16 protein-coding genes and 2 pseudogenes are annotated in these 23878 nt (G+C 69.4%); 4 read left to right on the plus strand and 14 right to left on the minus strand.

The annotated features are described in order from the left end of the window. Positions 1 to 18: 18 nt before the first annotated feature. The gene (locus LRS03_RS06275) at positions 19 to 600 is read left to right on the plus strand and encodes an OmpA family protein (protein WP_257824533.1); all 582 of its coding nucleotides are present in this window, start codon (positions 19 to 21) and stop codon (positions 598 to 600) included. Between the two features lie 24 nt (positions 601 to 624). Here the strand turns inward: LRS03_RS06275 and LRS03_RS06280 are convergent, their stop codons facing one another. The 3 genes from LRS03_RS06280 to LRS03_RS06290 are packed head-to-tail and all read right to left on the minus strand — an operon-like array spanning position 625 to position 5141. Further along, complete coding sequence (locus LRS03_RS06280; protein ID WP_257824534.1) at positions 625 to 2865, minus strand: bifunctional diguanylate cyclase/phosphodiesterase; 2241 nt, start codon at positions 2863 to 2865, stop codon at positions 625 to 627. Positions 2866 to 2916: 51 nt separating this feature from the next. Continuing rightward, positions 2917 to 3699, minus strand: a complete 783-nt coding sequence (locus tag LRS03_RS06285) for an SUV3 domain-containing protein (protein ID WP_257824535.1) — start codon at positions 3697 to 3699, stop codon at positions 2917 to 2919. Continuing rightward, the gene (locus tag LRS03_RS06290; protein WP_257824536.1) at positions 3648 to 5141 is read right to left on the minus strand and encodes a DEAD/DEAH box helicase; all 1494 of its coding nucleotides are present in this window, start codon (positions 5139 to 5141) and stop codon (positions 3648 to 3650) included. The genes LRS03_RS06285 and LRS03_RS06290 overlap by 52 nt, the downstream gene beginning before the upstream one ends. Positions 5142 to 5290: 149 nt before the next feature. Between LRS03_RS06290 and LRS03_RS06295 the strand changes: the two genes are divergently transcribed. Then, on the plus strand, positions 5291 to 5983 hold the full coding sequence (locus tag LRS03_RS06295) for a hypothetical protein (protein ID WP_257824537.1): 693 nt from the start codon (positions 5291 to 5293) through the stop codon (positions 5981 to 5983). 14 nt (positions 5984 to 5997) lie between these two features. On the opposite strand, the gene LRS03_RS06300 is transcribed toward LRS03_RS06295, so the two are convergent. From LRS03_RS06300 to tssJ, 8 genes and pseudogenes are all read right to left on the minus strand, one after another. Beyond that, positions 5998 to 6597 carry a hypothetical protein gene (locus tag LRS03_RS06300; RefSeq protein WP_257824538.1) on the minus strand — a complete coding sequence of 200 codons (600 nt, stop codon included), beginning with the start codon at positions 6595 to 6597 and terminating at the stop codon, positions 5998 to 6000. A gap of 37 nt (positions 6598 to 6634) precedes the next feature. Continuing rightward, positions 6635 to 7396, minus strand: coding sequence for a hypothetical protein (locus LRS03_RS06305; protein ID WP_257824539.1), 762 nt, complete (start codon positions 7394 to 7396; stop codon positions 6635 to 6637). Positions 7397 to 7469: 73 nt separating this feature from the next. Further along, complete coding sequence (locus LRS03_RS06310; RefSeq protein WP_257824540.1) at positions 7470 to 9410, minus strand: serine/threonine-protein kinase; 1941 nt, start codon at positions 9408 to 9410, stop codon at positions 7470 to 7472. A 38-nt stretch (positions 9411 to 9448) separates the two neighbouring features. Beyond that, complete coding sequence (gene tagF, locus LRS03_RS06315; RefSeq protein ID WP_257824541.1) at positions 9449 to 10165, minus strand: type VI secretion system-associated protein TagF; 717 nt, start codon at positions 10163 to 10165, stop codon at positions 9449 to 9451. A gap of 7 nt (positions 10166 to 10172) precedes the next feature. Continuing rightward, entirely contained in the window at positions 10173 to 13769 is a 3597-nt protein-coding gene (gene tssM / locus LRS03_RS06320) for a type VI secretion system membrane subunit TssM (protein ID WP_257824542.1), read from the minus strand. After that, entirely contained in the window at positions 13766 to 15085 is a 1320-nt protein-coding gene (locus LRS03_RS06325) for a DotU family type VI secretion system protein (RefSeq protein ID WP_257824543.1), read from the minus strand. The genes tssM and LRS03_RS06325 overlap by 4 nt, the downstream gene beginning before the upstream one ends. Before the next feature lie 41 nt (positions 15086 to 15126). After that, positions 15127 to 16464, minus strand: a complete 1338-nt coding sequence (tssK, locus tag LRS03_RS06330; protein WP_257824544.1) for a type VI secretion system baseplate subunit TssK — start codon at positions 16462 to 16464, stop codon at positions 15127 to 15129. A 41-nt stretch (positions 16465 to 16505) separates the two neighbouring features. Next, positions 16506 to 17002 (minus strand): annotated as a pseudogene (gene tssJ / locus LRS03_RS26795) (type VI secretion system lipoprotein TssJ). Between the two features lie 190 nt (positions 17003 to 17192). Here tssJ and LRS03_RS06340 point away from each other — a divergent pair. Then, positions 17193 to 18947 carry an MltA domain-containing protein gene (locus tag LRS03_RS06340; RefSeq protein ID WP_257824546.1) on the plus strand — a complete coding sequence of 585 codons (1755 nt, stop codon included), beginning with the start codon at positions 17193 to 17195 and terminating at the stop codon, positions 18945 to 18947. Between the two features lie 34 nt (positions 18948 to 18981). Here the strand turns inward: LRS03_RS06340 and LRS03_RS06345 are convergent, their stop codons facing one another. The 3 genes and pseudogenes from LRS03_RS06345 to LRS03_RS06355 all read right to left on the minus strand — a co-directional run bounded on the left by LRS03_RS06345 (position 18982) and on the right by LRS03_RS06355 (position 21316). Continuing rightward, positions 18982 to 19389, minus strand: a complete 408-nt coding sequence (locus LRS03_RS06345) for a PQQ-dependent sugar dehydrogenase (protein ID WP_257824547.1) — start codon at positions 19387 to 19389, stop codon at positions 18982 to 18984. A gap of 40 nt (positions 19390 to 19429) precedes the next feature. Continuing rightward, positions 19430 to 20206, minus strand: a pseudogene (locus tag LRS03_RS06350) (PQQ-dependent sugar dehydrogenase); the annotation flags it as partial. A 75-nt stretch (positions 20207 to 20281) separates the two neighbouring features. Beyond that, positions 20282 to 21316 carry an NAD(P)H-dependent flavin oxidoreductase gene (locus LRS03_RS06355; protein ID WP_257824548.1) on the minus strand — a complete coding sequence of 345 codons (1035 nt, stop codon included), beginning with the start codon at positions 21314 to 21316 and terminating at the stop codon, positions 20282 to 20284. Between the two features lie 241 nt (positions 21317 to 21557). Between LRS03_RS06355 and LRS03_RS06360 the strand changes: the two genes are divergently transcribed. Next, complete coding sequence (locus LRS03_RS06360; RefSeq protein WP_257824549.1) at positions 21558 to 23837, plus strand: penicillin-binding protein 1A; 2280 nt, start codon at positions 21558 to 21560, stop codon at positions 23835 to 23837. Positions 23838 to 23878: the final 41 nt, after the last annotated feature.

The raw sequence follows: 23878 nt of genomic DNA on the forward strand, positions 1-23878 counted from the left end.
GACCCGCAGGAGATTCCCATGCGCACCACTCACCGCATCACGCCCCGTCCCACCTCGAAGATCGTCGCCACCTTGCTCGCCGCCACGCTGTGCGCCGCGCCCTGGGCGCAAGAGGGCACCACGCTGCTCAAGGGCAACAAGGTCACCGAGGCCAACCTGCTGGACGCCCTCACCCCCGAGCCCGCCCCGGTGCTCACCCGCAGCCTGAAGGTCAGCCGCGACAACAGCGCCGGCGTGCTCGCCGCCCCCAAGAAGAAGGCCAGCGCCTCGCTGCTCATCACCTTCGAGACCAATTCCGCCGAACTCACCGCCAACGCCAAGCAGCAGCTCGACGTGGTGGCCGCTGCGCTGAAGAACGACCGCCTGGCCGACTACTCCTTCAGCGTGGAAGGCCACGCCGATCCGCGCGGCAATGCCGACGCCAACATGGTGCTGTCGCAGCAGCGCGCCGAGAGCGTGCGCGAGTACCTGGTGGCGCAGCACAGCATTTCGGCCGATCGGCTGAAGGCGCTGGGCAAGGGCGACACCGACCTGCTTAACCGCAAGGTGCCGGCCGCCCCGGAAAACCGGCGCGTCACGATCGTCACCAACACGCCCTGAGTCACTGGCACACGCCCAAGACCTTCAAGGCCGCTCGGGCGCGACCGCCTCGCGCTCGGTACCGCTGATGTGCAAGCGATTCTTCCCCGCGCGCTTGGCCTGGAACATCGCCTGATCGGCGAGTGAGAGCAGGCGGTCGGTCTGCTGCCCGTGCTGAGGGTAGAAGGCGAGCCCGGCGCTGCCGCTCACCTGCACCTGGACGCCGGGCGCCACCTGGCAGGGTTCTGCCAGCGCCAGCATTACCCGCTGCGCGACGGCCACCCCCTCGTCGACCGACTCGAGCGACGACAGCACCACCACGAACTCGTCGCCCCCCAGGCGGGCCACGGTGTCGATGGCGCGCACGGCGGTACACAGCCGCGAGGCCACGTCCTTCAGCAAGGCGTCGCCGGCATCATGGCCGTGCGTGTCGTTCACGTGCTTGAACCCATCGAGGTCGAGATAGCACACGCCGACGAATCGGGCGGCACGCTCTGCCGAGGCCACCGCCTGCACGAGCCGGTCGGCCAGCAGCAGCCGGTTGGCCAGGCCGGTCAGCGGGTCGTGGAAGGCGAGGTATTCGACCTGCGCCTGGTGCGCCTTCAAGGCGGTGATGTCGACCATCATCCAAAGCGCTTCGTCGTCCGACAGCATCACACCGCTGAGGTCGATCCACACTGGCTCTCCATCCTTGCGGCGCATCTCGAGCTGCGTGCGGTAGCGGCCACCCGTGCGCAGCACGCCGTAGGCAGCAGCCCCCAGGGCTTCGTAGGCCGCGTCGTCAGCGTAGAGCTTCCTTGAAGATCCACCGGTCAGCTCCCCGTGCCCGTATCCGAAGATGCGCTCAAGGGCCCGGTTGACCCACACGCTGCGGCGGTTGCGCATCAGGGTCATGCCGATGAGGTCGTTGTCGAGCATCGCCTTCTGCTGGCGCAGCAGACGCTTACGCTCGGTCACGTCGCGCGCCGAGCAATAGATGAGCACCTCGTCGCCGCGCAGGCGGGTCGCGCGGGCCTCGATCTCGACGTCGAAGAGGCTGCCGTCGCTGCGACGGTGCCGGGTCTCGAATCGCTTGGCGTCGCCAGGCTCGAAGTCGTGCAGCCACTGCTCGACGGCCCGGGCGTCGAGCCTGGCGTCCCACTCGCCGACGTGGCAGCCGAGCAGGTCGTCCCGGCTGCGGCCGAGCATGCGCGCGAAGGAGTCGCTCAGCTCCACCAGGCGGCCTTGCCGGTCCAGCACGTGGATGCCGTCGCCCGCAGTGCGCAGCAGGGCCCGACTGCGCTCGCCCTCTTCCATCCTCGCCTGCACGCTGCGCCGCGCACGCGACCAGCTCCGATAGCCCACGATCGAAGCCACCGCGAGCACTCCGACCAGCGCCGACATGAGGCCCGTCACATAGGCCACCTGGGCCCGCCAGGGCGCGTAGAACTCCCGCGTGCCGAGGCCCACCACCACCCACATCGGAAAGTCGCGCAGGCGCCGGTAGGCATTGGACCGTTCGACACCATCGAGCACGGTGGTCGCCACGTAGAAGCCTTGCAGCGGCGAGGCGGCAAGGGCCTGGGTCAGCTCTGTCGAAATGCGCGCACTGCCGATCGCCGGACCCTGCCCGCGAATGGCGCTGTGGCGTGCCACCAGCCGCAAGCGCTCTGACCGCAGGCTGATCGCACCCTGCGAGCCAAGACCCACGCCGCCCAGCAGCCGGCCGAAGTGGTCGGCCGGGATCAACGCGTAGACGATGCCGTCGAAACGCCCGTCGGCCCCAACCAGCCGCCGCCCGAGCACCACCATCCAGCGCTGGGCAGCACCCAGCTGCAGCGGCTCCGACAGCACGGGCCCGTCTTGCGCGGCGTCGCGCAGCTTCGAGAAGAAATCATGAGCCGCGACGTCGGCTCCGATGGGCAGTGTCGCGCCCTCGACCACGCTGACCGAGCCGCGCGAGCTGACAATGCCCACCTCTTCCACGAAGGAGATGAGCGCCCGCTGGCCGGCCAGCATGGCTTGCAGTTGTGCGTGCCCCTGGTTGCGGTTCAACTCGTCGCGCAGGTGGCGCAGCCCGACGTCGACCTGGTTCAGCTCGGCCCCGATGCTGGCCTGAAGGCTGATGGCGAGGTTCTCCGTCGTGTCTCGCACCCGCTCGGTGTAGACCGCACGGCTGGCACTGAGCGACACCACGGCCAGCACGGCCAGCGAGCCGGCCACCAGCAGGTTCAGACCCCACAAGGCCCAGCGCAATCGCCGCTGGTCGCGCGCGAGCGCTTCGACAGAGTCAGACGCCTGAGGCATGTTGTCGTTCTTGCTCACCGATGGGCTCGGCGTACCGGCAAGAACGATAACTCAGCGCCGCCGCATGCCCCTGCGCATTTGTGCCAGGGGACGCTGTCCTTGCAGCTGTCGTTCGATGCCTTCGTTAAGCACTTCACGCGCCGCGTGAACCTCCCCGACGTGGCCGTAGACGCCAGGGAAGCGCAGGTCCAGCCACAGCCACAGCGTGCAGGAGCGCAGTGCCTGCTCCATGCGGTCGAGCCGGCTGTGCCCGTCCACGGCGTCGAGGAACCACGGCCGCCCGGCCTTGCCGACGAGCGCATGCGCGCCGGCCCACTCCAGGAACTCCAGCACCTGGCTCTCCGCGCGCGAGTCGACCGGTGCTTGCGCGTAGACGAAGCGCTGCTTGAGCGACAGGCGCGGCGCGACCCGGTCCAGCTCCGACGCAAGGTCGAGCATCTGCTCCAGCTCCGCCACCGCGAAGTGCGCGTCGTCGAGCTTCAGCTGTTCCATGAACACATCGAGCACCTCGCGCAGGCGTGTCTTGCGCAGGCGCGAGGCAATGGTGTCCACATGCCAGCCGTTGGGCGCCACCGGCGCCTTGAAGTGGCGCGGCGCCCGCGGCTGTTTGGCGAGCAGGTCCTTCAGCGCCTTGCCGGCGTTGGGCTCGGCCTCCTTGAGCACGCCGACGAAGCCTTCTTCGTGGATGCCGAAACGCCCGGCCCGGCCGGCAATCTGGTGCACTTCCGATTCGTCCAGCGTGCGGTCGGCCACGCCGTCGAACTTGGTCAGGGTGCTGAACATCACCCGGCGGATCGGCAGGTTGAGGCCCATGCCGATCGCATCGGTGGCCACGAGGATGTGCGACTCGCCGCTGGCAAAACGTTCGGCCTCGCGCCGGCGTACCTCGGGGGCAACGCGCCGTAGACCACCGACACCGGATGCCCGTTGGCAGAGATCTGGTCGCGCAGCGAGAGCACGTCGCGCCGGCTGAACGCGACCACCGCGTCGCCGTGCTTCAGCGCTGACACCGGCACCGGGTGCGGCAGCAGCTCCACGTGCTGCTTGCGCTCGAAGCGCCGCACGCTGCAGCGCTCCCCGCACAGGCCGAGCAGGTTCTCGATCGCCGGCACCGCAAACGCCGAGCAGATGATGATCACCTCGTTGGCCGGCACCCCCACGATGGCCTGCGTCCAGGCCCAGCCGCGGTAGGGGTCGAAGATCATCTGCGCTTCGTCGATCACGGCCACGTCGACCGGGATGCGCGTGGCCATCATCTCGATGGTGCTCGACACCACCTGTGCGCGGTCGGCCGGCACGTTCTCTTCGCCGGTGAGCAGCGAGCACGGCACGCCGCGCGCCACCAGGCGGTCGCGCCCTTCGAGCGCCAACAGGCGCAGCGGCGCGAGGTACACGCCGTTGTGCGCCTGCGCGAGCTGCTCGAAGGCCGCATGCGTCTTGCCGCTGTTGGGCGGGCCGACGTAGAGCGTGACGCTGCGCTGCAGGTTGCGGGCGAGTTCGAAGGTGTCGGGGTAGCCCTGGAAGGCCAGCTCGTGGTTCAAACCCTCCAGGGTTTCGAGTTCGCTGGCGCGCTGCGCCCAGCGCTCCTGAACGCGTGTGCAGGCCTCGCTCACCACGCCGGGGTTGGTCGTCGCATGCACCAGCGCGCACTCCGACTGCAGCCGAGGCAGCAGCGAGTCGAGGTGGGCCGGGCTGTGCGCGCGGCTGCGCGCCACCAGTGCGTCGAGATGGGCCTGCAACGCCTTGGCGTGCGGGTACTCGGGCGTCGGGCCGAGCGCCTGTCGCAGTGCGTCCTGGTCGCCGCTGCGGTAGTAGGCCCAGACCGCTTCGGCCGCCACCAGCACGTGGTGCAGCACCGGCACCTGCCACCCCGGCTCGGCGAGCTTGAGCACATGGCTCACGACGCGCGTCCAGCTGGCGCCTTCGCGTGCGATGCCCAGTGCATCGAGCACGGCGGTGCGGTCAAGCATCAGCTGGCGCACGCCGGGGCCGTTGCCCACGGCGTCGAGGTGCTGCAAGGCCACGTCCATCAGGTCGGGTGCGATCCAGCGGCTGGGCCGTGCGCCCGAGACCGCCTTCTGCAGCAGCACCAGGCCCTGCTCGTCAAGCTTGGCCTCGACCTCGGCGCTGCGCTCGCCTTCGTAGTCGCTCGGTTTCACGACCTGCGGCAGCAGGTAGGCGGCCTGGCGGATGCGCTCGAATGCGGGTTTGTCGATGTGGGCCGGCACCCGGCGCGCATGGCGGGGGTTGGGGAGGTGCAGTTCTGTGTCAGACATGGAAGGAGGCGAGGCGCGACATCGTACCGGGGTCATGCCGATCGACCCGGCTCGACCCTCCTGCACATCGTGTTTCAAAGCGGGAATCGCCGCGCGGGGGTGATGGTTGTACCCTTCATTCCCCCTCTGAACCCGAGACAATTTTCTGCATGTTCGGTCGATCGAAACCCGTGGTGCTGGAGTCGTACGGACACCGGCGCAAGCGTGGCCGCCCGCCGCGCTGGCTGGTGCTCCTGTTGAGTGGCGTGGCAGTCGGCGTGGCCGGCGTCCTCGTCGTGCAGGAGCGCTACCTGCCGCCGCGCCTGTCGGCCCATGAATCGGCACAGCTGCGCTCCGCCTACGACAGCACCGAAGCCGAACGCAAGCGGCTGCAGCAGGCCCTCCGCAACGCCGAGCAGAAGCTCGCCTCCACCACCAGCCAGAACAAGACGCTGCAAGACGAACTCGCCACCAGCCGCACGCGCATCGAGCGACTGAGCGACGACCTGGCCACCACGGTGGCCGCCCTGCCGCCCGATCCGCGTGGCGGCACGGTCGAGGTGCGGGCCGGCCGCTTCACTGTTCGCGGTGGCGCGCTGGTCTACGACGTGGTGCTCGCCCGCGAGCGCGCCGGCAGCAAGCCCACGACCGGGGTGATGCAGTTGCAGGTGCTGGGAAGCTCAGCCAAGAGCCCCCAGGCCACCGTGGCGCTCACGCCGGTGCCGGTGTCGATCACCTCGCATGAAGTGGTGCGCGGCAGCCAGCCGCTGCCCGAGGGCTTCAAGCCCCGCGAGGCCACGGTGCAGGTGCTCGACCGGCCTGCAGGCCGTGCGCTCGGCATGCGCGTGATGCTCGTGAAGTGAACCGATAGCACCTGTTAGGCGCAAGTAAGGATCGTCCGACACGTTTTTCGTCCGCAGCAACCCCGGCTTTGGAACAGGTGTTGCCCCACCCTGCGTACCGAGGCACCTTGTCTCGTCGCGGCCCCCAAGGCCGGATTTGTTGACGGAAAAAGGAGTTCGAACATGAAAGACGTATCCAAGACCTTGAGCATTGCCGCCGTGGTGGCCATGGTGAGCGCAGCGGGGGTGACCATCGCCCAGACCACCGACTCGGTGCCGAACAGCAATTCGCCGAATGCAGCATCGAGCCCGTACGAGACCCCGAGCACCGACAAGCTTCCCTCGACCACCTCACTGCCCACCAGCGACGGCACGATGTCGCAGCCCAGCAGCGGCACCACTGCAGCGCCCGCGGCCGAGAGCTCCACTGCGGCCCCTGCCGCCGACAGTTCCACCCCCGCGGCAGGCACCATGAGCAGCACCGAGCCGTCGACGTCGACCACGGTCGACAACTCGAGCACCGCTACCCCGTCGCCCTCGAGCGACATGTCGAACAGCACGCCAGACAATTCGTCGAGCAGCGAGTTGCCGGCACGTGCCGACCGCGGCTGACACCTTTCGATGAGAACGATCAACGGGCCTCGCGGCCCGTTTTTCGTTTGAGTGGCGCGCTCAGAGCACCGGTTGGCGCGGCGCCTGGGCCGGCGCGGCACTGGGGCGCCTGGCAAAAACTTCCTGCAGTGAACGTTGTTCCGGCAGCACGTACACCACGGTAGGCCCCGCTTCGACCAGCGGCTTGAGCACCTGCTCGTAGAAGGCCACCGGCAGGTTGATGCAGCCGTTGGAAATGCGGTTGTCGGAGATGGTCTCCGAGGCGAGGCGCTCGAAGCGACGCTCGCTCTCCTTGACGACGCGGATGCGGTGCATCGACACCGCGGCGTCGTAGTCGATCCACACCACGTCTTCTCCGGTGAGGTTCTCGCCCATCTGCGCCACGAAGCGGCCGGCAGGCGTGATGCGCTCTTCCGGCTTGATCTGCGACAGCGGTTTGTCGCCGATGCCCGGGACGGTGTCGTCACCGATCGCTGAGCCGAGCAGCGCGGGCACGCGCTGCAGCAGGCGCCCCTGCGCATCGAAGGCCATCACGTGCGCTCCCGGCTTGTCGACGACGATGAAAGGCCGGCCACCGGCATCGCCCGCGACGGCCCATCGCACGACGTCTTCCAGCGGGGTCGTGGGTGACTTCGTGGTGAACGGCAGGCTGGCCGCGGCCACCGGCTGAGGCGCCACCTGCGGGGCCGCCGTCAGACGGAGCACCACGGCTCCTATCGCCAGTTCAGCGGCGATGAAGACGGCGAGCGACCAGTAGGAGCCCAGCCACGGGGTGTCGTCCGCTGCACGATTTACCGGTTTGCCGTCAGTCTTGCCAGTCATGCATGGGCCTGCTCGTGGAATCGCGCACCCGGCGTGCGCTGCGCCACACGAGCAAACGACAGGCCGACGCGCCTCAGCGCACTTCGTCGATCGTCAGGAGACTCGCGCCGTAGGTGGCGTCGCACGCACCTTGCGCCGGACACACGGCCTGGCCGACGAAGGGGTTGTCCTTGCCGCTGCGCGACATCCAGAGCTGCTCGGCGCGCGCGAGGTCGAATTCGGGGATGTCGTCCTTCGACGCGCGCAGCCCCGCCTGCGAAAAGTCGCGCGGCAGTCGCGACACCATCGTCACGATGTGGTTGGTGCCCGGCGGGCCGCCGGCGGTGATCTGCCAGCCCTTGCGGGGGAGCAGCAGTTCCTTGTTGGCCTCGATGCGGTTGTCGCGGTCGATGGCGTTCGGGAACAGCAGGTACATGTGGCTTTTGTCGGTGCCGGCGAGGAACACATAGACATAGCCCGATTGCGACGACTTCAGGCGGAACTGCAGGTTGTCACGCCCGATCTGGATCGCCGACTTGTCGGCGAGCGCGTTCACGCCGAGCAGCGGGTCGGCCTGGCGCACGATGTCCTGCAGCGCGGTGACGATCCCGAACGGCGCCGGGGCCGGGGCGGCAGGCGGCGGCGGCGGTGGAGCGACGGCATCGCCGCGTGCCACAGGCTGCGAGGCCGCCATGCCGGTCGCCAGGCCGGGGTCGGCCGGCGGCGCTGCAACGGGCGTGTTGTCGCGCAGGCCGAACCACCAGCCCGCCGCCGCGAGCGCACTCAGCGTCAAGCCAGCGGCGATCCACAGGCCGGCGCGTGAGGGAGCCGGCGTCACGGGGTCGGGATTGAGCAGCTTGATCGGGGGCACCGGCGCGGCCGGTCGGGGAGCCGCCACCGGCGCCGAAGGCGGCTGAAGCGGCGGCGGTGAGGGCACAGCCGGCGGCGGGCTCGGCCGGGGCACCTGCACCGTCGGGGCCGTCGTCGGCGTCATCACCACCGTGGCGCCATCGTCGGCGAGCGGCGACGCGCCCGGCGCCGCCGGCACGGCAACGGGTGCGACCGACGGCGTGCCCACGCCGAAGCTGAAGAGTTGCCGCAGCGCCGCCATGTCCTGCGGGCGATGCTCGGGCCGCACGGCCAGGCCATGGTCGATCGCGGCGAGGAACTCCTGCGTGTAGTGGCCCGCCCCGACCTGCGAGGCCGGCACCATGTCGTCGGTCACCATTCGGCTCACCGACGGCAGCGGCGCGCGGCCAGTGATCGCGGCGTACAGCACGGCCGAGAGCGCGTAGACGTCGGTCCAGGCGCCCTGCTTCATCGACGTCGACTCGGCGTACTGCTCGATCGGCGCATAGCCCGATTTCAGAATGACCGTCAGCGCCTGCGTCGCATCGCTGATCACGCGGCGCGCGGCGCCGAAGTCGAGCAGCACCGGGCGCACGGCGTGCGGGCGGCCGATCTGCGTGGCGGCATGCTGCAGCAGCAGGATGTTGTCGGGCGCGATGTCGCGGTGATAGCAGCGCTCGTGGTGCATGGCCTCCAGCGCATCGATCAGCGGGTGCAGCAGCGAGAGCAGCCAGGCTTCGTCGGGCCGTGCGCCGTTTTCGGTCAGCCACTGCTTGAAGGTCGGGCCCTGGTAGTAGGGCATGACCATGTAGGCGGTGCCGTTCTGCTCCCAGAAGCGGTAGACCTTCACCAGCGACGGGTGGTCGAACGAGGCCAGCAGCTGCGCTTCGTTGACGAAGCTGCGCAGGCCCAGCTCGAAGGTCTCGCGGTGGCGCATCGAGCGCACCGACACCTGGTGCTCGCCGTCGCGCGTGGCGAGCGACGAGGGCATGTATTCCTTGAGCGCGACCACGCGGCCGAGCTGGGTGTCGCGCGCCAGGTAGACGATGCCGAAGCCGCCCTCCCCGATCAGGCCCTCGATCACGTATTCCTGCAGGCGATGGCCGAGCGGCAGTGCGTTGCCGCTGCCGTCGATCTCGATGCCTGCGGCACCCGCTGACGTCGTGGCCGAGCTGCGGTTGCCCATGTTCAATGTTTCCGTCTTGTCCGGCGGAACGGGAGAACTCACCAACGACCCTCCAGCAACTCCGAGAAATGTTGAGCGGCGGGCAGACCCTGCGCCACGCTCAGGCTGTTGTCGGGCGACGCGGCATGGTCGGGCCACCAGAGGCTGTGGCCGGCGTAGCGTTGCAAGGCATCGGCCACCAGCAGTCCCTGGGCCCAGGTCGACAAGGACGCGGCGCCGGCCAGAGTGTGCCTCACCCGGCCGGGCAGCAGTTGGGCGGCGGCCGGCGCCACGTGCGCGTTGTCACCGAAAACCGCCGCGCGCGCGAGGGTGGTTTCGAAATCTTCGAGCGTGGCACCCGGGCGCAGGCTGCTCAAGGCGACCGCGGCGAGGTGGCCGTACCAGGCCTGCAGGGCGTCGAGGCCTTCGGCCGTGCCGGGCAGTGCCGGCATGTTGCGCGTGATCACGACGGGGAAATAACGGCCGACCTTGTCGACGCTCGGCATCATCACACCGAGCCACCATTGGGCATCGATCACCCCCGGCGCCCAGGCAAAGCGCCAGATCGGGCCGGTGAGGTAGACGTTGAGCCAGCCGGCCCCGAGCTGAGCCTGACTGGCTTCAAGGCCACGCGCCAGCCACCCGTCGCAGAGGTCGATGAAATGCTGGGGCAGCCGGCGGCTGGCGAAATCGCCCAGCATGGCGAGCTTGCCGTACCAGCCGGGCGCTTCGACGCCCGTGCCGGCGAGCAGGTCGAGGAGAGTCGACTCGTTCACGGCGCCATCACAGCTTGCCGGGGCACGAGAACTGTTCCAGCTCCGGCAACCGGAAAGGATTGCGGACGCTGCTCGTCGTCACCAGGAAGGCCGCGCGACGGCCGTCGACGTTGAAGGTCGCCTTCCAGCGCTCGGGCCCACCGGCCGGCTCAATCTGCTGCTTGTCGAAGATCTTGAAGAGCGCCCAGGGGCCGTCGGTCACGAGGCCCGAGGCGCCACTGGCCGTGACCGGCGTGATCTGCACCCGCACCTGCGAGCTGCCGCGGGGGCCGGGCCACTGCACGCTGGCCGGGATCTGCGGGCCGTGCGCGTACTTCACCAGCTGGCCGTCGACGTCGAGGATGAACTGCGTGATGGTCGCGTCCATCTCGACCGGCTTGAAGTCGAGCCGCACGCTGATCTGGTTGCCGCCACCTCGGAAGAAGGTCTCGCGGATCATCGCGGCGTGCTGGAACTGCAGCAGCGTGGAGCTGTCGGTGCCCATGCTCGCGCCGTCGACGCTCTTGAACTTCCACGGCTTCACCGAGGTGTCGACGTAGTTGACGAGGTTCTTCTGGAAGAAGGTGTCGAAGAGGCCGCCCGGGGCGAAGAGACGGGCGAAGTCTTCCGGCGTCGCATCGCGCTGGCTGCCGCGCGCAAACGGGTAGCGCCCGGCCACCGCCTGCCGGCAGAACTCGCCGATCTCGGTGTTGATCGCCTGCCCCAGGTTGCTGCGCGTGATCTCGAGCGCGGCCGAGGTGCCGCTCACCGACAGCGTGTTGAGCAGCGAGCGCACCGGCTCGGGCAGGCGCGAGGCCTCGGCCTTCACCTTGTTGGGCACCTCCGACGGCGGCGGCACGTTGCCGCCCTTCACCGCCGTGTCGGCCGCGATCAGCAGCGTGTACACCTCGTTGATGAGCGCGATGGTGCCGTCCACCGGCGCGGGCAGCTTGCCGTCGGGCGAACTCACCATCTGCCGCAGGCCGACGAAGCGGTCGTCGACGATGCTCTCGATCGCCTGGCCCGGCTCCACCGCCTGGACGCCGCCGCGGTTGCCGAGCAGGCGCATCAGGTCGTCGCGCGACTTCTGCAGCGCATCGCGTGCCTTGGCTTCCACCGTGCCCACCACGTCCTTGCCCTGGCGCAGCGTGGTCTCGCGCGACATGGCTTTCAAGAGCGGCACGAGCGGGTTGTCGGGTGCCGACAGCACACGCGCCATCTGCACCGCCTGCGCAAGGTTGGCCGTCTTCACCATCTTGATGTCGGCGATGAACTCTTCCCAGGTCTTGGCGTACTCGGTGAGGTAGAGGCGGCGCACCTCGTCGTTGAGCTGGAGCTTGATGTCCATGTTCTTCAACGCGTCCTGGCGCTTGCTGTCGGTCACGCCCAGCACCCAGCTCTCTTCGTCGGCCAGCTGGCCGGCCACACGCTCCACCTCGCGCTGGAAGCCCTTGTGATAGCCGTCGTGCGTGAAGAAACCCGGCACGCCCTTGGTCAGCGGCTGGCCGCTGCCACGGGTGAACACGAGCGGCGCCCCAGGCCCGGCCTTGCTCACGACGGTGAAGTCGGGAAACTCCGCACCCAGGCCCTGCCGTTTCATGCGGCGGTAGATGCGCTCGGTGAGCGGCGTGGCGACAAGCCGGGTGCGCGTCTGGGCCACGAGGTTCTTGTCTTCCGGCAGCGGCGACACAACGGCGCCTTCGGCCAGCAGCGCGTCGAGGTGCGATTCGAGCGCGGCGCGCTGCTCGGTGGTCACCGAACGCGGCAGCGTCAGCTCCCATTCGGCGGTGACGTAGAGCTTCAAGGCCTTGGGGTCGAAACGCTCGGGGTCGTACAACATGATGTACGCCTTCAGGGCCTCGTACTGCAGCTCGGGGTTGTCATTGCCGGTCTTGAGCTGCTCCTCGATGCCGAGGGCGATGCGCGGCAGCACCGCGTCGATCAGCATGCGGCGGTAGGCCTGCTGTGAGGCGGCATCGAGCTTCTTGCCCTGGTAGAGGCCGAAGCCGAGCGACCAGGGCACCGAGTCACCGATGCTCGCGCGTGCCAGGTCGCGGGTGGCTTCGAGCGCTGGCAGCAGCACCAGTACGTCGGGCGAGTTGCGGTTGGGCGTGGCCTGCACCAGCTTCTTCACCTCTTCGACGGCGCTGCCGACCTTGTCGACATAACGCTGGTTGCCGAAGTAGCTGATGCCCCAGGCGGTGAGGATGGCGGCGCTCACGAGGCCGATGGCCACGTAGGCGCCAAGCGCCAGGAAACCGCGGCGGCGCTCCCACTTGAGGTCGGTGCCGGCCAGGCCGCTTTCGGCGAACACCACTTCCTTCAGCAGGCGCTGCAGGAAGTAGCTCTTGCCGCTGGCCTGGTTGGGCGGCACCACGGTGCGCTCCAGCCGGTAGGTACGGGCGATGCGGCCGAGCATGCGGTCGATCGGCGTGCCTTCCTGCGTGCCACTGACGAAGTACACACCGCGCAACAGCGGGTGGGCTTCGAACTGCGAGGGCGAAAAGACCTGCTCCAGGTAGTCCTTGAGCAGCCCCTTCAGGGCTTCGAACTGCTGCGGGAAGCCGTAGATGCGCGCACGGCGGCCGGCATCGCGCTCCAGCTGCAGCTTGCCGATCAGGCCGTCGGTCAGGCGCTTTTCCAGCGCATCGAACTCGGCGCTGAACGCCGACAGGTCGCTGCGCTGCTGCTTGTCGAGCTTGAAGGTGAAGCCCCAGGGCGCCGCACGCGTGTCCTTGTCGACGTCGCCAAGCGTCTCCATGAAGCCCGACAGGAGGTCGGTCTTGGTGACGAGCAGGTAGATCGGGAAACGCATGCCCAGGTGCTGGTGCAGCTCCTGCAGGCGGGCGCGCACGGTGGCGGCGTGAAGCTGGCGCTCGGCGGCGCTCTGCGTGAGCAGGTCCGTCACCGAGACGGTGACCAGCACTCCGTTCAGCGGCTGGCGCGGACGGCTGCGCTTGAGCAGTTCGAGGAAGCCTGCCCAAGCCTTCGCGTCGGTGTCTTTGTGGCTGTCCTGCGTGGTGTAGCGGCCGGCAGTGTCGATCAGCACGGCCTGGTCGGTGAACCACCAGTCGCAGTTGCGGGTGCCGCCCACGCCCTTCACCGAGTGCTCACCGGAGGTGGCCGACAGCGGGAAGTTGAGCCCCGAGTTGACGAGGGCGGTGGTCTTGCCCGAGCCTGGCGCGCCGATGATCACGTACCACGGCAGCTCGTACAGGTACCGCTTGCCCACGCGCGACGACAGCCCGCTCCACAGGCCCGAGATGCCGCCTTGCGGTTGCTCGAACTTGGCGGTCTTGAGCGTCTGCAGCGCCTTGGTGAAACGCTCGTTGAGCGTCTTCAGCTCGGCATCGCCCGCGCTCTCAGACGCGGCCGGCGCCAGCAGCTGGTTGACCACCTTGTCGTTCTTCTTGCGCGACGCAACGAGCTTCCACACCTGCCGCAGCACGATCAGCAGGACGATGAGGCCGATGAACACGAGCCGCGCCGTCGGGGTCTCGAGCGGCCGCCAATTGCCGACGGCCACCAGCGGGCCCACGATCCAGATGACGAGCGACAGCGCCAGCAGGCCCAGCACCAGCAGGACCCAGGGATTGAAGATGATGCCGAGGATCTTCTTGATCATGATCCGGCTCCGCGCGTCACGAACAAGGTGATCTCCACTCTGCGGTTCAAGGCCCGGTTGGCGGGGGTGTCGTTGGTCGCCACGGGCTCGCCGTCGGCACGCCCTTCGGCGCGCACGCGGTCGGCGGGCAGGCCGTTGCCGACCAGGATCTCGCGCACGGTCTTGGCCCGCTCTTCCGAGAGGTGCCAGTTCGACGGGAAGCTCGCGGTGCGGATGCGCACGTTGTCGGTATGGCCGGTGACGACCACCGCGCCCGGCACCTGCTTCAAGGCTTCGGCAATGCGCTTCATCAGCGCCTCGCGCTCCGACGTCAGCGAAGCACTCGCAGGCGCGAAGAGGCCGTCGCCGCGGATCGTGACGACGGAGCGATCGACCTCGTCGCGCACCGTCACCTGCTCGCCCTTGATGTCGGCCACGAGGAATTGCGCGAGCCGCGGCTTGGGCGCCGGCAGCTTCACCGGCGGCTGCGGCGGGTTGAGCCGCAGCTCCTGGATGCGCCCGAACACCGGGTCGGAGTCGCCGCTCAGGCTGAACGACAGGAAGCTGTAGACCGCCACCAGCAGCAGCGCCACGACGGCGGCCGTGACCCACAGCGGCAGCCAGGTCAGCATGCTGCGCTTGCTCGGCTTGACGCCTTCCCAGTTCTGCGCGAGCGCCGGCGCATAGGCGCCGCGCTCTTTCTGCAGGATCTGCGCAAGCCGCTCGCGCACCGCTTCGAGCTGGGCCTTGCCGCCGTCGACCACGCGGTAGCGGCCTTCGAAGCCGAGCGACAGCACGGCGTAGATGAGTTCCAGCAGGTCGCGGTTGGCCGCGGGGTTCTCGGCCAGCTTGGCCATCAGCTGGAAGACCTTCTCGCCACCGCCCGTCTCGTTGTGGAACATCGCGAGCAGGCTGTGCCGGCCCCACTGCCCCGAGGCGCCCCAGGGCATGCTGGCCGCCGTCTCGTCGAGCAGGGTGCACAGGATGTAGCGCGCGGCCAGCACGCGCTCGGGCGCGATGCCCTTGGCGCGGGCGGCGGCCTCGAACTCGCGCACGCCCTGCGCCATCGACTCGCGCAGTGCGGCCGGGTCGGCCAGGTGGGTGGTGGCGCGCACCTGGGGCACGAGCGCCAGCAACGGGTTGGCCAGCGCCACCAGCGGGTTGAGGCCACTCTCGGGGGTGCCGATGTCGGCGGCGACGTCAACGCCGGCGGCGCCCATGCGGGGCATCGCTGCGGCCGGCGCCGCGGCTGCCGCACGGCCGCCCGGCGTGGGCATGATGAAGGTGCGGCCGGTGTCGATGTCGGCGAACGGGTCGTCCGGTGTCGAGTTGCTCATCGCAGGCTCTTGTTCAGGTGTAGGGGATCAGCGGCACCGCATCACTTGCGGACGGCCCACAACTCCAGCTCCAGGCCGGGGAAATCTCCCGCGGTGTGCATCGCGAAGCTGCCGTTCTGCTCGATCGGCTTCCACAGCTCGCCGCCCCGCTCGAGCTTGAAATAGAAGAAGCCGTCGTGGAACGGCAGTTCCCGCGGCGCGACCGCCTGAGCAGCGAGGCTGATGCCGGGCAGTTGCAGGTTGACGAGGTCGCGGATCTTCTCGGGCGGGCCGACCTTGGTCTGCGCCGGGAAGCGCTGGCGCAGCTGCTCGTGCGACAGCTGCGCGTTGACCGCGAGATAGAAGGTCGCGTTGCGCGCGAGCTCGATGTCGCTGACGACCGCGGTGCGCACGCCGTGCTTGCGATCGACCAGCTCGACCTGGATCGCTTTCTGTTCCAGCACGGCCGTCAGCATGCCGCGCAGCGCGTCGAACACCGGCGTGAAGGTGCGCGCCAGATCGTCATGCCGGTACGGCGGGAATTCGGGCGGGCGGCGGGCGCTGCTCGACAGCGTGGCGAGGTCGCCCGCCAGGCGCAGGCAGTCGCCGTGCAGCTCGCGCGGGTGCGCCACCGGCGTGGCGGCGTGCTGGCTGAAGATGGGCTCGTTGCGGTTGAGCGTCTGCAGCATCAGGAAGTCGGCCATCTCGGAGACACCATGACTGAGCTGCCCCATGCGGCTTGCCAGATGTTGCGCGCGCTGCTGGATGAGGCCGTGCAGCAGCGAGGCGCTCGCCGAGAGCTGCGCGGTCGCATCGATGGCCACCTGCGGCGCGATGTAGTGGCGCTCCAGCGTGACCTGCCCGTCGCTGCGGCGCTCGGCCACGAAGGCCACGCCGAGCAGTGCGTAGGCCTCGCCCGCCTCTTTCGCGCGCACGAGGCGCAGGCGCAGCTTGCCGGTCTGGATGGTGGTGGGCTCGTCGGAGGCGTCGGTGTTGTCGCGCACCTCTTCTTCGATGGCGGTGAAGCGGGCCAGCTCGCCGTCGCCGGAGCCGTTCGCGAAGTCGACTTCGTTCAGGCCTTCGCGCTGCAGCGGCAGGGCGAGGTAGATCAGCTCGCCCTTCACGTCGGGCGAGATCTCCAGCGGCGCGGGCAGCGGGTCGAGCTGCGGCATCGCGAAGGGCGTGCCGTCGGGCAGCATGCCGCTCGCCCGCGTGAGCCCCACCTTGCCGAGCGCGAGCAGGCCCTCGTCGAGCTCCAGGTCGGCGAAGCCCCAGGCGAACGGCGAGAGGCAACGCGCACGCGCATCGACCAGCCGTTCGAGGTAGCGGGTTTCCTGCTGGAAGTGATGGGGCTGCAGGAACATGCCCGAGGACCACACGACTTTGGCGCGCCAGCTCATGGGTTGTGTCTTCTTGAGGTTGTCTTGCTTGCTTCGGACGCTTACTTGGGAGACGTGCGCTTCGCCTGGAGCACGATGCCGTCGAGGGTGATCTCGACCACGTTCTTCTTCTTGGCCACCACCGGCACCACGGCGCGCCAGCGCGCGCGCTCCAGCTCTCGGAAGGCGGCCATCACGCCGATGAACTTGGTGTCGGGCGACAGCGGCTTGTTGATCGGCTTGCTCTCGCCCGGGCGCAGCACGAACTCCTCGCGGCTCACCAGCTCGCCCGCCAGCAGGGCCTGGTCTTTCTCGAAGAGCGACACGAAGTCCGCCTGTTCGAAGAGCGTGGGCGCCTTGAGCCGAACACCCGCACCACCACCGGCGACGGGCGGCGACGCGCATCGGGGTTGACCTGCGCCGAGGCCACGACGGTGGTGCTCAGCGTGGCCGGGCCGCTGCTGAACATCGCGCAGCCGGGCAACGCCACCGCGGCCGCGGCACCAGAGGCCGAAAGCAACCAGCGGCGACGGTCCTGGGGAAGAAAGAACTGGGTCATGGTGCGAGCTTCGAGTTCGTCGATCGTTCGTCAAGAAGGCAGGGGCGCACGAGGCTCCCCCGAGAGTCGTCCGCAGAATACCGGCGGCGCCTGGGTGCGCCGCGTGACCAAGGTCATCCGGCAGATGGAGGAGGCCCCGGTTGACGAAGGTCAGTTGGACCGCCGCCACGCAAGGCCTAGGCTTCTCACCATGAACCGCCTGCCGACCCGCACCGCCCTGGGCCTCGCGCTCGCCGTCGTGGCAGGCCTCGCGGGCTGTTCGTCCAGCAAGGCTCCGCCTCCCGCAGCCACGTCGGCGCCCGCGCCGCAGCCCGCCGGCACACCTGCACCCGCCCTGTCGAACACGCCCCAGCGGGTGCCGGCGGGCAGCGCCAAGGCCGGGCCCAAGGGGCCGAGCGAGGTGCGTACCCGCAATGCGATGTTCAAGCTCGCAAGCTACGACGAGCTGCCCGGCTGGCAGGAAGACGACATGCGCGCCAGCTGGAGCGCCTTCCGCAACTCGTGCGACGTGCTGCAAAAGCGCGACGACTGGCGCGAGATCTGCGCCTCGGCCAAGACCGTGCCACCCAACACCCGCGCGATGCGCAGCTTCTTCGAAAGCCGCTTCACGCTGCTGCGCATCCTGCACACCGACGCCCGCGGCGACGGCGACGTGACCGGCTATTTCGAGCCCCTGCTCGAAGGCCAGATGCAGCGCGATGCCGAATTCAACACGCCGGTGCTCGGCGTGCCGCGCGACCTCTACACCATCGACTGGACGCGTGTGCCCAAGGCGCAGCGCCGCTCGGTCGTGCGCGTGCGCGCCGAAGGCAACCTCCTGCTGCCCGCGCAGCCGGGCGATGCGGCCACCTACGCGATGGACATGCGCCGCTTCCAGCTCGACGACCGCGACCGCCGCCTGCGCGTGCGCCTGGTCGGCCGGCCCGGCGCGCCCGACGCCCGTGTCGAGCCCTACTACACCCGCGCCGAACTCGAAGCGCTGGGCCTGCCACAAGGCATCGACGCTCCCGTGGTGGTGTGGGTCAATGACCCGCTCGCGCTCTATGCGATGCAGGTGCAGGGGTCGGGGCGCGTGCGCATGCCCGACGGCCAGATCATGCGGCTGCAATACGCGGAGCAGAACGGCCACCCCTTCAAGCCACTGCGCGTGGTGCCCCGGCAGAACGTGCGCGTGGCCACGCGCGGCATCGGTGACCCAGGCCCGGAGCAGCCCGACAGCTTCGTGATCGAAGGCGACACGACCGAGGAGGCGGCCGACGAGGCGCCGGTGCTCACGCGCGGCATGTCGGTCAACAAGCCTGCACAAGGCACCACGGCGTCGAGCGCCAAGGTCGATCCGCTGGTCGACGAGTTGCTGAAAGGCGCACGCAAGTCGCCCAACACGCCTGCCGGCGGATCGAACGCCGGCTCCAACGCGGGGATTCCCGCCAAGCGCCCTCCTCCCCCGACGACTCCCGCCGCCACGCCTGCCAAGACCGCCGTCACCGGTCGGCTCTCCGCTGACCCGAGCTTCGTCTTCTTCAAGACCGTGGCCGACCGGCCGCTCACCGAAGGCCCGCAAGGCGCATTGGGCGTGCCGCTCACGCCAGGCCGCTCGGTGGCCGTCGACCCGCGCGTCACGCCGCTCGGCTACCCGGTCTACCTGAGCGCCCCGGCGCCCAAGGGCTCGGCCATTTCGATGCAGCGCCTGGTGTTCGCGCAAGACACCGGCGGCGCCATCCGCGGCGCGGTGCGGGCCGACTACTTCTGGGGCTTCGGCAACGAAGCCGGCCAGATGGCCCGCTCCACCAAGCACCGCGGCCAGATGTGGGTGATGCTGCCCACCGCCGAGGCCAACCGGCTGGCCACGAGCAAGCTGCTCACACGGGGCGTGGCGCTGGGCGGAGGCGAGAGCAGCTCGTCTTGCCTCGTGCCCGATGGCGAGTTTTGCGCCGAGGTCGACTGATCGCTGATCGCGCGTGCCCGGCGCCTCGCCAGCCTCAGGGCCCCGGGGTGATCTTCCACACCTCGCCGTCGTCCTCGTCGGTCACGAGGTAGAGCGCACCGGCTTTGTCCTGTCGCACGTCGCGCACACGCTTGCCGCGATCGGCCAACAGCCATTCCTCCCCCACCACCCGCTGGCCCTCGATGACGAGGCGCACGAGCTTGCGCTCCCGCAGCGCACCGACGAAAAGGTTGCCCTTCCACGCGGGGAATGCGTCGCCGCTGTACCACTGAGCCCCAGAGGGCGCGATGACCGGGTCCCAGTAGTAGACGGGCTGCACCAGGCCGTCGCGCGACGTGGTGCCAGGCCCGATCGGCCGCCCGGAGTACTCCACGCCATAGGCGATGAGGGGCCAGCCGTAGTTCTGGCCTTTCTCGATGAGGTTGAAGCTCGTCGCCGCCACGGGTGCCCATCTCGACGACCCACAGGCCGCCCTTCGCATCGAACGCCGCCGCCTGGATGTTGCGCTGGCCGAGCGACCAGATCTCGGGCAGCACGCCCGCGCGGCCGACGAAGGGGTTGTCGGGCGGCACGCTCCCGTCGGGCCGGATGCGCAGCACCTTTCCGAGGTGGCTGTTCATCTGCTGGGCCTGCGGGCGTGTCGCGAGATCGGAGCGCTCGCCGGTGGTCACATAGAGCATGCCGTCGGGGCCGAAGGCGAGCCGCGAGCCGTAGTGCTTGTCGCCGTCGTAGGTGGGCGAGGTGCGCAGGATGACGCTGACGCGTTCCAGCCGTGTGCGATCCGCCGACAACACGCCCTTGGCCACGCTCGTGCCGTTGCCGCCTTCGCGCGGCTCCGAGTAGCTCCAGTAGACGGTGCGATCGGTGTCGAAGCCCGGGCTGAGCGCCACGTCGAGCAGGCCGCCCTGCCCGCGCGCGTCGACGCTGGGCAGGCCACCGAGGGCTGCGCCCACGGTGCCGGTGGCCGAGACGATGCGCATGCGCCCCGGCTTCTCGGTCACCAGCAACGCCCCATCCGGCAATGGCTCCACCGCCCAGGGCCTGACCAGGCCGGTGGCGAGCACCGTGACCTTGAAGCCGCTGGAGCGTGCCGCGACACACGCACGTGTCTGGCCCGCAAACGCCGGCCGTTGCGACGGCGCATTGGCCGCCCGGGTTTCCAGCGGCTGGCAAGCGCCGGCAGTCGTCTGCGCATTGGCTGCGGCGCATGAAAGCACGACCGAAAACGCGAGCGGAACTTGAAAGGAGCGCATCTTCATCGGGCCTCCGGGGTGAGTGGACTCGACCGGGTCGAGCAAACGATGCTCCCGCGGCACGCGGCGCTGGCCGTGGGCTCAGAGCCCTGCCGCCAGCGCCTTGGTGAGCGTGGCCGCATCCACCCCTTCGAGATTGCCCACCCGCTGCCCCGACCACAGCGGCGTGAAGTCGCCCAGGCCCTTGGCCTCGGCGGCCGCGCGCAGCGGCGCGATGGCCGCGGTGGCGGTCGGGAACTCGGGCGCATCGGGCGACAACGGCCCCAGCTCGCGCATCACCCGGTTGACGATGCCGCGGGCCGGCCGGCCGGTGAAGAGGTTGGTGAGCGCGGTGTGCCGCGCCTGCGGGCTGCGCAGCGCCGCGCGGTGCAGCGCCGAGGTCTGCGCCTCCGGGCACAGCATGTAGGCCGTGCCCACCTGCACGGCCGAGGCGCCGAGCGCCATTGCGGCTTTCACCGCGTTGGCGTCGACGATGCCCCCGGCGGCGATCACCGGCACACGCACCGCCGCCACGATTTGCGGCAGCAAGGTCATCGTGCCTTGCTGGCGCGTGAGGTCGTGGTCTAGGAAATGGCCGCGGTGGCCACCGGCTTCCAGGCCCTGGGCGATCACCGCATCGACCCCCTGCTCCTGCAGCCACAGCGCTTCATCGACCGTCGTCGCCGACGAGAGGATGCGCGAGCCCCAGCTGCGCACCCGTTGCAGCAGGTCGGGCGCCGGCAGGCCGAAATGGAAGCTCACGACCGGCGGCTTGAAAGACTCGATCAGGTCGGCGATCTCGTGGCTGAACGGGTTGCGGCCCGCGCCCGACGGCACCTTGTCGATGTCGATGCCATATTCGGCGTGATACGGCGCGAGCCGTGCGCGCCAGCGCGCTTCACGCGCTGCATCGGGGGCCGGGTTGGTGTGGGCGAAGAAGTTGACGTTCCAGGTGCCGCCATGGGCCGCCAGGGCTTTCAGCTCGTCCTGCAGCGCCTGCGGTGCGAGCATCGCGGCCGGCAGGGAGCCCACGCCGCCCGCATCGATGACGGCGATGGCCAGCCGGCTCGTCTGCACGCCGGCCATCGGCGCCTGGATGATGGGCAGCTCGGTGGGCAGCAGGTCCTGGATGCGCATCGGTCGTGTTCCTCGGCAGGGGTCGTGTAAAGCGGTTCATCGTACCGCCGCAGCACAAAAGCCGCGCGCCGCTGACCACGCGTTGGCTTACCGTCCTACAGCGTTTGCACCGGTGCCGCACGACCATGCCGGCATGCCACCGCCCGCTGCCGACACGTCGCCTCCTTCCCCTGGAAAAGCGCCTCGCGCGAGGCGGTGGCGCCACGCCCGCATCGCCCTGTGGACCGGCGTCGCGGGCGCCGTGCTCGCCACTGTGGCCGGTGCCACCTACATCACCCACCTCGTGCGTCACACGCCCGACGTGCAGGACCTGCGCCAGGTCACCTCCGCCCGGCCCTCGGTCGTGCTCTCGGCCGACGGCGAACTCCTGGCCACCTTCAGCCGCGGCCCGACACAGCGGGTGACGGTCGACGAGGTGTCGCCGCATCTGATCGACGCGCTGCTCGCCACCGAAGACCACCGCTTCCACGACCACGGCGGCGTCGACTACAAGCGCCTCGTCGCCGCGATCTACAACACCGCCACCGGGCGCACCCAAGGGGGCTCCACGCTCACGCAGCAGCTGGCGCGCAACCTCTTCCCCGAAGAGATCGGCCGAAGCCGCTCGCTGCACCGCAAGCTCAAGGAGCTGGTGACGGCCCTGCGAATCGAAGAGCACTACAGCAAGCAGCAGATCCTCGAGGCTTACCTCAACACCGCGCCCTTCCTCTTCAATGCGGTCGGCGTGGAGATGGCCGCACGCACCTACTGGAACAAGTCGGCCGCCGAGCTGAACGAGGTGGAGAGCGCCACCCTGGTGGGCATGCTCAAGGGCCCGCGCTACTACAACCCGGTGCTCAACCCCGAGCGAGCGCGCGAGCGCCGCAACCTCGTGCTCGCGCAGATGCACAAGCGCGGCACGCTGCAGGCCGACCGCCTGCACGCTCTCGCCGCACAGCCGCTGCGGGTGAGCCTCAACCGCTATGCCGAAGCACCCGGCCCCGCGCCCCACTTCACCGGCCACGCCCGCAAATGGCTGCTCGCCTGGGCCGAATCGACCGGCCACGACCTGTATGCCGACGGCCTCGTGATCGAGAGCACGCTCGAGATGGAGCTGCAGCGCGCCGCTGAGCACGCGGTGGCCCGCCAGACCGAGGCCCTGCAGCAGATCGCCAATGTGGAGTGGAGCCAGGCCGAGCTGGTGGAAACCTCGCTGGGCGGCGCACGCCTGCCGCGCCGTGCCGAAGCCTTCGGCCATTTCTGGAAACAGCGCCCCGAGCTGCTGGCTGCCGCGGTGCGCGAGACGCCCGAGTTCCGCCGTGCGGTCGAGAGCGGCGAGAGCGAGGCCCGCGCCCTGCAGCAGCTGTTGGCCGACAAGGACTGGCTCGCTGCCCTCAAAGCCCGCAAGACACGCCTCGAAGCGGGTTTCGCCGCGATGGACCCGACCACCGGCGAGGTGAAGGCCTGGGTCGGCAGCCGCGACTTCAAGCACGACCAGTACGACCACGTGGCCCAGGCCACCCGCCAGCCGGGGTCGACGTTCAAGCCCTTCGTCTACGGTGCGGCGCTCGAAGGCGGCATCCGCCCGCAGCGCGCCTACCTCGACCAGGCGGTCGAGATCCGAAGCGGCGACGGCAGCGTATGGAAGCCCACCGACATGACGGCCCCGAGCGGCATGGCGCTCACGCTGCGCGACGGCCTGGTGCAGTCGCGCAACATCATCACCGCCCAGGTCATGCAAGACGTGGGCGTGGACCGCGTGGTGTCATTCGCCCGGGCCAGCGGCGTGACGCAGAGCCGGCTCGACCCCGTGCCCTCGCTCGCGCTCGGCACGAGCCCGGTCACGCTGCTGGAAATGGTCAACGCCTACGCCACCATCGCCCACGAAGGCGTGAGGCGAGAGCCGCTGGTCATCAAACGCATTCGCGACCGCGAGGGCCGCGTCATCGCCGAGTTCGGCTCGTCGCCGCGCCGCGCGATGTCGCCGGAGACGGCGTCGACGCTCGTCGACATGATGCGCGGCGTGGTGACCCAAGGGACCGGCACGATGGTGCGCACGCGGTTCGGCATCACCCAGGCCGACGTGGCCGGCAAGACCGGCACCACCCAGAACAACACCGACGGCTGGTTCATCCTCATGCACCCGCAGCTCGTGGCCGGCGCCTGGGTCGGCTTCAACGATTCGCGCGTGACCATGCGCAGCGACTACTGGGGCCAGGGCGGGCACAACGCCATCCTGCTCGTGGGTGATTTCTTCCGCGGCGCCTTGCGCGAAGGCCTGGTCGATGCGCGGGCGCGCTTTGCGGACCCGCAGACGCCCCAGGCGGTGATGGCCAGATGGCCCGCGGTCGGCGAACGTGAAGGCGCGTCCATCGCGCGGCTGGAGGTGCCGCCCGGCCAACCGCTGGCCGACACGCCCGACGAAGACGCGCCGCCCAAGTCGTCGCAGGAACTCGACCAGTTGATCCAGACCATCGGCCGGCGCGACAGCTGGTCGTCCGGCGGCGCACTCAGCTCGTCGACGATGGGCCCGCTTCAGTAGCAACGCAAGTCCCAGACCGCAGAAAAAAGGCCGGCATGATG

Origin of the sequence: Rhizobacter sp. J219 (assembly GCF_024700055.1) — a bacterium.
In the GTDB taxonomy this organism is placed as follows: domain Bacteria; phylum Pseudomonadota; class Gammaproteobacteria; order Burkholderiales; family Burkholderiaceae_C; genus Rhizobacter.